Below are 11,925 nucleotides of genomic sequence, written 5' to 3'. Positions count from 1 at the left end.
TTATAGGTTTGTTTGAATTTTGGTTATGTCGTCCGCAATCTTTCCGAACATGGCTTCGCAGGCCGTCAAGTAGCCTTGCTTGTTCCGGTTCAGCTTGCCCTCCTCTTCGGCAATGGTTTGCTTTAGTTTTTCCATCGCCTGTTGAGAATCCGAGATCTCTTTGGTCAGCTTTTGGATGGTCTCGGCATGGCGGGCAGTGTTTTCCTCCAAGCCTTGCACATCTTTTAGCTTCTGACCGATCTCCTTATCGCGTTTTTCCGACGCCGTCTTCTCAAATTGCGCCTGGTCGTGACGGATGATCTCCTGGTAGGTCTTCGCGGTCTCGACAAGTTTTTCTTTTGTCAAGCCTTGAATGGCGAGGGCCGCGAACGTGGCAGAGATCCGCGCTTTCTCATCCTTGATGTGCGCTTCGAGTGTTTCCATCATTTTCATGAATTCGTAGTAGTCCGGTCCCGGCAAATTTTGCTGGTCGAACAACTTCTCGAAGTGCTTCCCGAACTTGTCGAGTTCTTCTGCATTCAGCACCGCCCGTGCGGTGGCGCGTGGGGGTGGCGTTGGCGAAGAATCGTTGCGCGGCGCGCGTTGATCATCAGGACCTTCATCGAATTCCACGAAGAGGCCCATAGCTTTCTTTAAAAGATTAGCCATAGTTGTTTGGTTAAGTGAAAAGAGAATCGAAAAAGTCTTGGACGGCTTTCGTTCGAAAAGAGAGGGGCACACACGGCAACGCCATTGCCAGTGATGGAGGCCACTCAAAATTTTTGAACGAAAGCGAGACGCTGAGCTGCAGTCGAAGGAACTGGAGCAACTGTTGTGATTGCCTGTGCAGGCTTATAATTTGGCAGGCGGTGCGCTTGTCATTGTTTTGTTTTAATTTTTTTTCCGATCACGAGAAGACACTGCCACGGCATGGCTGGGTAAATTCTCAGATCTGTGTACTAAATAGTGGGTGAATGTGTGCCGCAGTCAGAGGTGCTGCAGCAGGAGAGAGTTGCCTGGTGCAGGCTTTAAGACTTAGCAGGAGGAGCGCTTGTCATTTTAGTTTTGTTGTTTTGTGAGAGAATTAACGAGGCGCTTTTAGGAATGTTGGGGTGTTTCAATCAAATATATATTTACAGTACGTCTTGTAAGATATCGGTGAAATACATATATAATATTATCGCAAACATCGCACGCAACGCAAACGGTACAGGCCGTTGCGTTGGGCCTTTCTCATAATTGTATCTACAGATATTGAAATTTCATCGCAACGGCCGTTCTTGCATCCACGTTGCGTATTTGCGGTATTGCGGTAGTGACGCACACGCAACGCCATTGCAAAACCGCAAGCGAAACATCGCAACGTATGCATGTAAGAACTATCTTTAACAACGAGAATAAAGACTCTATTTTAACACACCATGGAAAAGAAACGCAACTGGGAGGAAGTAATTGACAGGATAAACTTCAGCGAAACCAAACTGCCAAACACCGAATATGAAAATTGCCAGTTCAAGCAATGTACTTTCATCAACGCCGATCTTTCCAACATAAAATTCTCCGACTGCGAGTTCCTGGATTGTAACCTCAGTACCACCAAACTCTATCAAACCTCCATGCAAGGCGTCCGCTTCAAGCAATGCAAACTGCTGGGACTGCATTTTGACAACTGTAACGCTTTCCTTTTCTCGGTTGATTTTGAGGATTGTATTCTTAACCTGTCTACTTTCTATAAGCTCTCGCTCAAAAAGAAGATCATAAAGAACTGCAGCCTCCAGGAAGTCGATTTTGCCAATGCTGATCTCAGCGGCGCGACGTTTGAAAACTGCGATCTGATGGGAGCTACTTTCGAGAATACGATCCTGGAAAAGACTGACTTTCGCACCGCCTATAATTTTGCCTTTGATCCGGAGAAGAATAAAATCAAGAAAGCCAAGTTCAGCAGAGAAGGGTTGATGGGGTTGCTGGCGAAATACGACATCGAAATTGAGTAGTCCTCGTATCCAGGATTCGCAGGGATAGTGGTCACTTGACAAAACAGCAGCCATTCGAAAATAAAAGACACCTAGACAGCAACTACGCAGAAAGACTGCGCACTTGTATCATAGCTTTGTCTGGACAACAAAAACAACCATGAAAGCTATCATTCAAGAAAAACTGCGGGCCCTGGAACGGGAATTCGATATTCGGATCCTCTTTGCCTGTGAATCCGGAAGCCGCGCCTGGGGATTTGCCTCTGCCGACAGCGATTTTGACGTGCGGTTCATCTATGTTCACAAAGCTGACTTTTATTTGTCGCTGAATGATCAACGCGATGTGGTTGAGCTCCCGGTAAATGAAGTGCTGGATATCAGCGGATGGGAACTGAGAAAAGCGCTCCGTCTTTTCCGGAAATCAAACGCCCCACTTTATGAGTGGTTGCAGTCGCCGGTGGTTTATGAGGCGGATCCCGGTTTTGTCGGCGAGATGAGGGCACTTATGCCACGCTACTTCTCACCCCGTGCCGCCATGCATCACTATCTTAGCATGACGCTTGGTATTTTTGAAAGCGATCTTTCGGGAGATACCGTCAGGCTGAAGAAATACTGCTATGCGTTGCGCACGCTCCTGGCCTGTCAATGGATCGTTAACCACTCGGAAGTGCCGCCGATGGAATTTGATAAACTCCGGGCGATCATGAGAGCGGACTTGAATGAAACGGTGGATGATCTTCTGAGACAGAAGGCCGTGGGCGACGAGAAGAGTTCCATCGCAAGCCTGGCATCGGTTAATGATTATATCCGCGAGCAAATGGCGATCTGCAAAAGGGCAGTTTCGGAAACTGGCGTTGCGGTGGATGATGAACCGTTAAATCGCATATTCAGAAAGTACATCGTATGACGTTACAAGAATTACAGAAAGATTCTTCCAGCATTTTGTTCAAGTGCATCAGTGGTAGCCAGGCCTATGGCCTGGCCTTGCCACATTCCGACACCGATATAAAAGGCGTGTTTGTCTTGCCCAAGGAAGAATTTTATGGATTGACGTATACCGATCAGATCAATAACGCCACAAATGATGAGATGTACTATGAGATCTGGAAGTTCGTCGACCTGTTGTTAAAAAATAATCCCAATATCCTGGAGCTTTTAAACACTCCGGCGGATTGCATTCTTTACCGTCATCCCAGCATGGATTTGATCCGGCCGGAATTTTTTTTATCCCGGCTTTGCAATCAAACCTTTGGGCAATATGCGTATGCTCAAATCAAGAAAGCGAGGGGTCTGAATAAAAAGATACTGAATCCGTTGGACAAGAAACGAAAGACGGTTTTGGATTTCTGTTATGTTGTTCAAGGGCAAGGCTCGGTCCCGGCAAGCGAATGGTTAAGTAACATGCACTATCGGCAAGAAGAGTGTGGCCTGGTAAGTATAAACCATATGCGTGACATCTATGCGTTGTTCGGGCCGTCGCCCACGCAGCCTTTCCGTGGAATCTGTTCCAGCGAACGATCCGATGAGGTGTCGCTGAGCTCGGTTCCCGAGGGCCTCACTCCTGCTGCGACGCTATACTTTAATAAGGACGGCTACACCGTGTATTGTAAAGAATACAAACAATATTGGGAATGGGTGGACCAGAGAAATGAAGCGCGCTATGAAAATACCGTTGAGCATGGAAAGAACTATGACGCCAAGAACATGATGCATGTTTTTCGCTTGTTGAATATGGCGGAAGAAATCGCCCGCTTCAATATGGTGAACGTGAGGCGCCCCGACCGGGAATGGCTCTTGCGCATCCGCGCCGGGGAGTTTGCGTATGATGATCTGTTGCAGCAGGCCGATGAGAAAATGCAAATGGTGGACGAACTGTTTAAGCATTCTGATTTACCCGAGACTCCCGACGGTGAACTTTGCGAAGAATTACTGGTGAAAATCAGAAGCGAATTCACCTCATAGGTTACCGTGTCGAGGATGCGCTATTATGACTCGCCGGTCTCGATTTCGAGTATCATCTTCTGAATAAGTTCCCGCTCTTTTGCAACCCCCGTTTGTTCATGGGCCTTCTTTAAGTATTGCGTCGCCAGATCGTCTTGACCTTCGAGGTGATGTAGTTTTCCAAGCGCCGCGTTCAATAAGTAGTATTGATTTAGAATGGGTTGACGCTCCAGTGCATGCAAGATTTGAAACGCCTTCAGCCTTTGCCCGGAATAAAAAAGCGCGATGGCATAGTTCAGCTCCACAAAAGGGTTGGGATGCTCTTTGAGCAACCGCGCATACAATTGTGTGATCGTAGTCCAGTCGGTGTCGGCAAACGAATGGGCTCTGCAGTGCAGGAATGCTATGGAGGCTTCCAGGTGAAAGGAAGTGATCTCCTCGCCTTTTGACGTATGAAGAAAGTCGTTGCCCAATTGGATCAAGGCTTTGTCCCAAAGCGAGCGATCCTGCTCTTCAAGGTTCAGCAACTCGCCAGAAAGACCGAAGCGGGATTTGAAGCGGGCACTGTTGAACAACATGAGGGCGTGAAGTGCTGCGGTGTGTTTGTTGCCCAGGTGGGCGTCCATGAGGGCTTTGTTCAGCAACAGCGCTTCTTCGCATAGTTCTTCGCGTATAATTTCCGTGCCGCGGAACGACTTGTATCCTTCATTAAAGATGAGATAGATGATCTTGTGGACGATGGGCAATCGCGGTCGCAGGGCCGCGGGTGGAGGCTCCTCCAGCAGGATCTTTTCGTCCCTGATCTTTTGCCGTGCCCGGAGCAACAATTTATCCACGCCGTCCACCGTCATGCCCAACACACCGGCGATGGCGTCTACTTTCAGGTTGACAACATATTTTAACGTGATCACCACCTGCACTTTGGGTGATAGATCGGGATGAGCGCAGGCAAATAATAGTTTCAACTGTTGATCGTCCAAAGCGGATTCGGAAAAACGGATCTCTACGGATTCCTGGAATGTATTTTCGTTGAGGCCCTCCGTGCGTTTTTCTTTTTTGATTTTGTTGAGCGCCTTGTTGCGGCACACTTTGTAGATCCACCCCGCGGGATTGAGAGGTATGCCGTTGCTTTTCCAATCGGTGAGTGCCGCGGAAAAGGAATCCTGGACAAGATCTTCGGCCGTTTCGGGGTCGATGTCGCGCGAGGCATAGAGCAAGACGCCGACCATTTTTCCAAAATGATCTTTGTAAAGTTTGTCTACGGCTTGCTCTATGCTGGCCATCGGTTGTTCTTGTCTTTGTGAATTGCGTTGCTAAGGCTACGAAAGCGTGTCGAGCATGCTCACGGGTCTCACCTCAATAACGGCCACGCCCTTCATCACCAAGGGACACATCTGCGCGATGGCAACGGCCTGATCGATGTTCTCGGCCATGATCATGTCGTAGCCGGCAATGCCTTCCTTCGCTTCAATGAACGGTCCGTCCGACAGCACTTCGTTCTTGCTCACATAACGCCCCCGAATTTCCAGCGGTTCTCCCGTGACATAGTTGCCCGACTCGGCGATAGACTTGATCCACTCCATTTGCTCAGGCATATTGGAGAAGCGCTCCTCGTCGGTCAGCGCACCGATGCGTTTCAGGTCTTCGCGAATGATCAGCATGAATTTTTCCATAGTCATAAATTGTGTTATGTAAGTTATAAAGTAATTCAAAATCCGTAAAGCCGGAACGAGATAAATGGCTTCATGTCCTAAAGACAACGAGGGTCTCGAAATCCGGACAGGTTCATTTAAATAAAGTGAAATCCTCTACTGAATTTGTAAAACCTGCACTTTTCAGAGAACGGACCGGGTTTGGCTGCGCCGCGCTTGCAATTTTTGATGAACTTAAAAAAATATCTTTAGCAAAATGCTAACAAATAGAAAGACAAGCCGTATATTACTTTAACAAAATACATACAAATGGGGAAAGAATACCTGGGCGAATTTGAGGAACTGGTGCTGACCATGGTGGGCATTCTGCAGGAGGAAGCATACGGCAACGCGATTGTCGGCGAAATAAAGGAACGCGCCGGCCGCGAGGTGCTGCTAAGTGCCGTTCACGTCACGCTCTATCGCCTTGAGGATAAAGGCCTCATCAAATCGAAGATGGGCGGTGCCACCAACGCCCGTGGTGGAAGACGCAAGCGCATTTTCACCATCACCAATGCGGGCCTGGCCATGTTGCGCGCCATCAAGGAGATGCGCACCGATCTTTGGAAGCTTATTCCTCAACTTAAATTCGCGGGGCGGTAGGCTATGTCCCAAAAAATCGATCCGCCGCGCCTGGCCCTTCGTTTTTTGAAGTGGTTCTGCCCCTCGCAATTGTACGAGGGCATCGAAGGCGACTTGCTGGAGGCATTCGACGCAGACGTTGAGGTGGTGGGTGTGCGGAAGGCACGGCGGCGATTTGCACGTCAAGCCATTCGATTTTTCAGACCAGGTATTATTTTAAGAAACACCTTCGCTTCACCTTTTATCCAACGCGCTATGCTGAAGAACTTTATTATCGTGGCCTGGCGGAACACGCTGCGCAACCGTACGTATGCCGCCCTGAACATTGCGGGTCTCGCCCTGGGGCTTGCCACCTTTCTGATGATGTATTGGGTGGTCCGCTTCGAGAATAGCTTCGACCGGCAATATCCGGGCGCGGAGCGAATGTACCAGGTCATGAGTTATGATAAATTCAATGAGCCCACCTCGCATGTGCCCGGTGCCGTGATAAAGTTTTTGAGAGAAAACAGTGGGGTGGAGAGTGCGTCGGCGGCGTTGTTTTGGAATCCAAACGTGATCAAGGTAAGGAATGAGAACCTGCAACAGGAACACAGCTTCTATGTCACGCCGGAATTCATGAAAACGCTGGACATAAAATGGATCGCTGGATCGCCGGACAAATCCCTGTCCCAGCCTTACCAGTTGGTTTTGGATGAGCCAACGGCCCGCCGGTTGTTTCCCGAGGGCGCCATGGGAAAAACGGTGCGCTACGACAATGCGTACGATCTTACGGTTACGGGCATCATTCAAAAAGCACCCGCCAATTCGGAATTCCAATTTCAATTTATTACCTCCTATAAGACCCTGTCCCTTTATGCGGGGTGGCAATCGGATGAAAACAACTGGGGCGGCGGCGACTCCAGTCATCACGGTTATGTCATGTTGAAAGCAGGCGTGGACCCTGCGAGTGTAGAGGCGCAATTAAAAAAGCAAGCTGAACTCCACAAAGAAAACGGGCAGTATACCTATTTCAAACTCCTGCCTTTTTCGGAGATGCACTTCAATGAGGACAACGATACGTATAATTACATCATGCCGCACTGGCTACCCGATACACTTTTCTACATCGGGCTTTTTGTGTTGGTCATTGCCTGCATCAATTTTGTGAACCTCGCCACCGTGCAATCTGTGCAGCGCAGCCGCGAGATTGCCGTTCGCAAGATCCTGGGGAGTAGTCGCGCGGCGCTGGTGTGTCAGTTCTTTGTCGAGACCGCCGTCATTGTGTTGATGGCGGAGGTGATCGCGGGTGGAATGGCGACATTGTTGGTGGGGCGCATGGATTATCTTTTAAACACGCACATCGCTGGGTCACCGGTGTGGAACGGCAACACGTTTGTTTTTTTGTTGATCACGGGACTTGCCGTAACATTTGCCTCCGGATTTTACCCGGCACTGATTTTGTCAGGCTTCCAGCCAATGAGCGTCATGCGCAATAAGCTGGCAGCGCTTTCGGCCCGGGGCATTTCTTTGCGCCAGGCCCTGGTGGTCTTTCAATTTGGTATTGCCCAGGTGATGGTGATCTGCATGCTGATCGCCTTGAAGCAAATGCAGTATTTCCACACACAGGATTTGGGTTTTGATACGAAATCGGTAATCACCATCGACATGCCCGATGGCGGCGACGAAGTGAAACGCGAACACCTGCGGCAGCAACTGTTGAAACACCCCGTGATCCAGGACGTGACCTTCGGACTCACGTCACCCTCGAGCACGCGCAACTGGTGGTGGTGGACCATCAAGCATCCGGGTTTAGCCAACGGCGCGGCTACCTTCCGGTTGCAATTTGTAGACACCAGCTATTTCCGGTTCTACAAGATCCCGCTGTTGGCCGGCCGCATGTTTCAGGCGAACGATACCTCCAAGACAAACCCTGTGGTCATGATCAATGAACAGGCCGCCGCGGCCTTGGGCTTTGCTACGCCGGATGAGGCTATCGGGACCAAGCTCTCGGAGGGCGACAATGCTGTGCCACGGACCGTGATCGGTGTCGTAAAGAACTATCATTCGCAAAGCCTGAAGTCAGGCATCGTTCCGCATCTTTATTCTTTTCGCAAGAACCATTTTTCTCTCGCCAGCGTCCGCATCGACCCGTCGGCGGCACAAGAAGCTATCGCCCTCATCGGTAAATACTGGACACAGGAATTTCCCGACAACTATTTCCAGTACACATTTCTGGACACCGAGTTGCGCACATTCTATGACGACGAGAACAAATTCTCACACATGCTCACCGCCTTTGCCGGCGTAGGCATCTTCATCGGTTGCCTGGGATTATATGGATTGGTCTCGTTCGTGTGCACGCGCCGCACGAAGGAGATTGGCATCCGTAAAGTGCTGGGGGCAAGCGTTTCGAGTATACTGTTGTTGCTCTCCGGAAATTTTCTGGTGTTGGTAACGGTCGCGTTTGGGGTGGCGGCTCCGATAGCATGGTACATCATGCAATTGTTTTTGGAGCGGTACACCAATCACATTGAAATACCCTGGATTGTATTTGCCATCGCCGGTGGGATAACTTTGATGATGACGCTGATGCCCGTGGGCTGGCAGTCCCTGAGGGCCAGTCGCGCGAATCCTTCGGATAGTTTGAAATATGAATAAGTCGGCTTTGAATAAGTTCGACGATTGAACTCGCCTTGCTAAAGTTTCGATGGGTAAGTCTTCTTCGACGGGCGAGCTCGCCTTCGCTAAAGCTACGGCGGGAGTAGAGGGTGTGAGACTCGAACTCACAACGGGGTTAACCGCTACTTGTTTTCAAGACAAGCTCCTCATCCGGCCGGGTACCCTCCATGTATAATTACTCAAAGACTTAAGCGGAGAGCGAAGGAATCGAACCTTCATCCCATAGCCCGGGACCTGTCTTAGCAGGACAGTGCAGCGAACCAATGTCTGCCTGCCTCGCTCGCCGAAGCTTTAGCGAAGGTGTTGCCCTGGCAAGAATCGAACTTGCACTTCGAGGTTCGTAGCCTCGTGTCCTGATCCGTTAGACGACAGGGCAATTATAATAAGGGTGATGCATGAGGCTCGAACTCATAAACACGGGATCCACAATCCCGCCGCGAAACCAGTTTGCGTTACATCACCATGTATATCACCCGCCGAAGCTTTAGCGAAGGCGGGTTGCTCATCACATCACGATGAGTCGGAGGCGAACGGAATGGTACGAGCCACACCCACACTTCGCACCCACACCAACTCCAGCATGTTCCCATCCGGGCCTAAGCCTATCTTCGGCCTGGCATGGGCATGTGCGGATAGGGTTAAGCCCGGATGGGAACATGCGGGGCCCCCGCGGCCCGGGAGCGGAGCTATGAAATGCGTGAAGAAATCAACGCTCCAGAACGTACTATCTCACAGAACGGTCAGACCGACATCTGCAAACAATCTCACGCTCGAGTTCAGGCAAGCTCGCCTTCGCTGATGGTTCGATGAGTAAGCTTGCCTTCGCTAAAGCTTCGGCGAGCGCCGCCCGCCTTCGCTAAAGCTACGGCGGGCAAGTCGGAGAGGGGCGAATCGAACACCCAAGGCTAAAAGCACCGCTTTTACAGAGCGGCCCGCTCCCACTTACGGACTACTCTCCGAAATACTTTTTTGCTCATCATCAAACGAGCGTGGTGAGTGGTACTCGCCAGCGTTGAGAGCTTTGTGAGCAATGCTCGCCTTCGCTAAAGTTTCGGCGAGCGCCGCCCGCCTTCGCTAAAGCTACGGCGACCACGTAGGGTAACCCGGATTCGAACCAGGGATCTCTTGCGTCCAAAGCAAGCGAGGACGACCGACTCCTCTATTACCCTATAAATATTACCTATAAAAACAAAAAGCCTCCTGATCAGGGAGGCTTGTATGGTCTTACACAACGCGATGTTACATCATTGATCAGGCATACATAGTCCGGCCTCCCGGGTTGTTAGCGGTTGGGGTCGGCGATAGGAACTATGTACGTTTCTCTTATTCATGACTCAAATATACGATGTAATTTTTTATTTGTTACCCATTAGGTAACACTTTTTGAATATTTTTTTCAAGCACTCAGTTTTTTCAACGCAGCATCGAGTGTACTCACAAAGGCCACGGTGTTTGACTTGTTACTCTCGTAAATAAAATCGCGCAAACTCTTACTTTCATAAACAGAAAAATCACCGACGATTCCCAGTTGCCTGGAATAGTTCGCCACTTTTTGCAACACTTCGCCGGCAAGGCCGCTACGCAGATCGAAAAATGATTCATCTAAACACGCCTTGTGAATGACAATCTTATCGGCGGGGAGATTCATCATGATTTCCAGGAACTGCTGGGCGTCGCGGATGGCGGTGCCGTTGGCCTGGAGCTCGGCGATAACCTCGCCGTTGATGTTGTGTAGAACGTGATTCGTCATGATTTTTTTATTTGTTTCACAATGTGTTGTGGCGCGGAGGGCTTTAACCTCGATCTTTCCGGGAAACCCGGAACGCATTTTTCGGCGACTATGCTATCGCGCCACCGGCACTGACGTGGGACAGGAGAATATACCTCCCATCCTTCCGACTTGCCCTATGTGGAGATTTCTGGTAACGCTCCAGTCCCTCCCGTTTTCGGCGGGATGCTTCTACTTAGTTAGCTTAATCTCCAGAGAACAATGTCCCCAGTACAATAACCATTTATACCTGGGACACTGACTTCTTAACGGATGAAGTCTCTGAATTTAATTTTGGAGACTATCCGTTGACCTTGCCGGTTGAACAATTCAACGGCGGGTTTCATAATTAATCCCTCGGCGTCATAATTTTTATTATGTGCGATCGTGGATTTGTAGCCCTTCTTTACCAATTCAACAGCTTGCGGCAGCGTGCCCATACCCATAATCGGAACAATGCCAATGGAAAGTTTGTTCGCGATATCTTCCAGGTTTGGACGGGCTAACCACCAGTTGTCAACTTTGCAGTCGAACAAAATGAAATCCGTTCGATCGGGCAGGTAATGGGAACCTTTTTGAATTTTGGCACCGTAACCCTCGCCGTACAAACACACTTCGGTGGCGTCAGTAAAAACGGCCTTCATCCGGTCTGCTGTAAATTTGTCTTGCAAAACATTCAGCAGAAACGTAGGGATTTGGGCGTCGTCAGTTTTTCCACCGAAACGGACTTCCCGGCCATTCCACTGGATACGAATATTCGTTCCGTCAATTTTTTCAGTCCAGATCCATGGAATGTCCTTTAAAATTTCAAACTCCGGCAATGCCCAGTGACCTTCCATGAGGGTCTTAAAATTGCTTTCCGGGGACCGTAAAAATACGGTCTGGATCTTGTGGTACTCTTTCATATTAAAACGTGTAAAAAAATTCTTTCCTTAATTGTTAAACAAAATACTTCGATCATTCACCGTGATTTTGCGATGACTGATGAATACTCATTCTTGTCCGGCCACACGGTAACGATCCGTGTTCTCCTGCTTAAAAGGCAGGAGCATCACCTTAATGCTTTGGCCGGAAATTTTTTCTCTCCGATCGTCTTGTCAGTTTCCATATTGCTTTATTTATGATCTTACTTCATTCCCGTCGAGGTGGCTGGATTTGAACCAACGTGTAACCAGACTACGATTTCAACACGGTATAAGCGTGAGTCGATACACCTCGTTTTTTTTAACATAGGAGGACACAGATGGGCACGATCCATCGACCTGGGCGTTAACAGCGCCCTGCTCTACCGGCTGAGCTATGTGTCCGATTAAGATTTGAGCAAAGAAAAAGC

10 protein-coding genes and 5 tRNA genes are annotated in these 11,925 nt (G+C 49.4%); 5 read left to right on the top strand and 10 right to left on the bottom strand.

Annotation, left to right across the window (positions count from 1 at the left end; all coding sequences use genetic code 11):
- Complete coding sequence (locus tag D4L85_RS07375; RefSeq protein ID WP_119753721.1) at positions 1–648, bottom strand: DUF4047 domain-containing protein; 648 nt, start codon at positions 646–648, stop codon at positions 1–3.
- Between the two features lie 752 nt (positions 649–1,400).
- On the opposite strand from D4L85_RS07375, the gene D4L85_RS07370 reads away from it, so the two are divergent.
- The 3 genes from D4L85_RS07370 to D4L85_RS07360 all read left to right on the top strand — a co-directional run bounded on the left by D4L85_RS07370 (position 1,401) and on the right by D4L85_RS07360 (position 3,914).
- Positions 1,401–1,973 (top strand): pentapeptide repeat-containing protein, encoded by a 573-nt coding sequence (locus D4L85_RS07370; protein ID WP_119753720.1) that lies wholly within the window; start codon positions 1,401–1,403, stop codon positions 1,971–1,973.
- Positions 1,974–2,112: 139 nt separating this feature from the next.
- Positions 2,113–2,859, top strand: coding sequence for a nucleotidyltransferase domain-containing protein (locus tag D4L85_RS07365; RefSeq protein ID WP_119753719.1), 747 nt, complete (start codon positions 2,113–2,115; stop codon positions 2,857–2,859).
- Entirely contained in the window at positions 2,856–3,914 is a 1,059-nt protein-coding gene (locus tag D4L85_RS07360; protein ID WP_119753718.1) for a DNA polymerase beta superfamily protein, read from the top strand. Before D4L85_RS07365 ends, D4L85_RS07360 begins: the two co-directional genes overlap by 4 nt.
- Positions 3,915–3,937: 23 nt before the next feature.
- Here D4L85_RS07360 and D4L85_RS07355 read toward each other — a convergent pair whose 3' ends face one another.
- Positions 3,938–5,176, bottom strand: a complete 1,239-nt coding sequence (locus D4L85_RS07355; protein ID WP_119753717.1) for an RNA polymerase sigma factor — start codon at positions 5,174–5,176, stop codon at positions 3,938–3,940.
- Positions 5,177–5,212: 36 nt separating this feature from the next.
- Positions 5,213–5,566: a YciI family protein gene (locus D4L85_RS07350; protein ID WP_160143588.1), complete on the bottom strand. Its 354-nt coding sequence runs from the start codon at positions 5,564–5,566 to the stop codon at positions 5,213–5,215.
- Between the two features lie 288 nt (positions 5,567–5,854).
- Between D4L85_RS07350 and D4L85_RS07345 the strand changes: the two genes are divergently transcribed.
- Both D4L85_RS07345 and D4L85_RS07340 read left to right on the top strand, forming a co-directional pair.
- A complete protein-coding gene (locus D4L85_RS07345; RefSeq protein ID WP_119753715.1) occupies positions 5,855–6,187 on the top strand; it encodes a PadR family transcriptional regulator in 333 nt (110 codons plus the stop codon).
- Between the two features lie 3 nt (positions 6,188–6,190).
- On the top strand, positions 6,191–8,803 hold the full coding sequence (locus tag D4L85_RS07340) for an ABC transporter permease (protein ID WP_228450798.1): 2,613 nt from the start codon (positions 6,191–6,193) through the stop codon (positions 8,801–8,803).
- A gap of 104 nt (positions 8,804–8,907) precedes the next feature.
- Here the strand turns inward: D4L85_RS07340 and D4L85_RS34360 are convergent.
- The 7 genes from D4L85_RS34360 to D4L85_RS07315 form a co-directional block, all read right to left on the bottom strand.
- A tRNA-Ser gene (locus D4L85_RS34360) sits at positions 8,908–8,991 on the bottom strand.
- A 136-nt stretch (positions 8,992–9,127) separates the two neighbouring features.
- Positions 9,128–9,200 (bottom strand) — tRNA-Arg (locus D4L85_RS07335).
- Between the two features lie 500 nt (positions 9,201–9,700).
- Positions 9,701–9,783, bottom strand: a tRNA-Tyr gene (locus D4L85_RS34355).
- A gap of 135 nt (positions 9,784–9,918) precedes the next feature.
- A tRNA-Pro gene (locus D4L85_RS07330) sits at positions 9,919–9,993 on the bottom strand.
- 227 nt (positions 9,994–10,220) lie between these two features.
- Positions 10,221–10,574, bottom strand: coding sequence for a DUF4180 domain-containing protein (locus D4L85_RS07325; RefSeq protein WP_119758688.1), 354 nt, complete (start codon positions 10,572–10,574; stop codon positions 10,221–10,223).
- 284 nt (positions 10,575–10,858) lie between these two features.
- On the bottom strand, positions 10,859–11,497 hold the full coding sequence (locus tag D4L85_RS07320; protein WP_228450797.1) for an RNA ligase family protein: 639 nt from the start codon (positions 11,495–11,497) through the stop codon (positions 10,859–10,861).
- A gap of 329 nt (positions 11,498–11,826) precedes the next feature.
- A tRNA-Asn gene (locus D4L85_RS07315) sits at positions 11,827–11,899 on the bottom strand.
- Between the last annotated feature and the right edge of the window lie 26 nt (positions 11,900–11,925).

This window comes from Chryseolinea soli (genome assembly GCF_003589925.1).
GTDB lineage: Bacteria > Bacteroidota > Bacteroidia > Cytophagales > Cyclobacteriaceae > Chryseolinea > Chryseolinea soli.
Note: the sequence above shows the minus strand (reverse complement) of the source record. Positions and strands in the feature narration are given on the sequence as shown.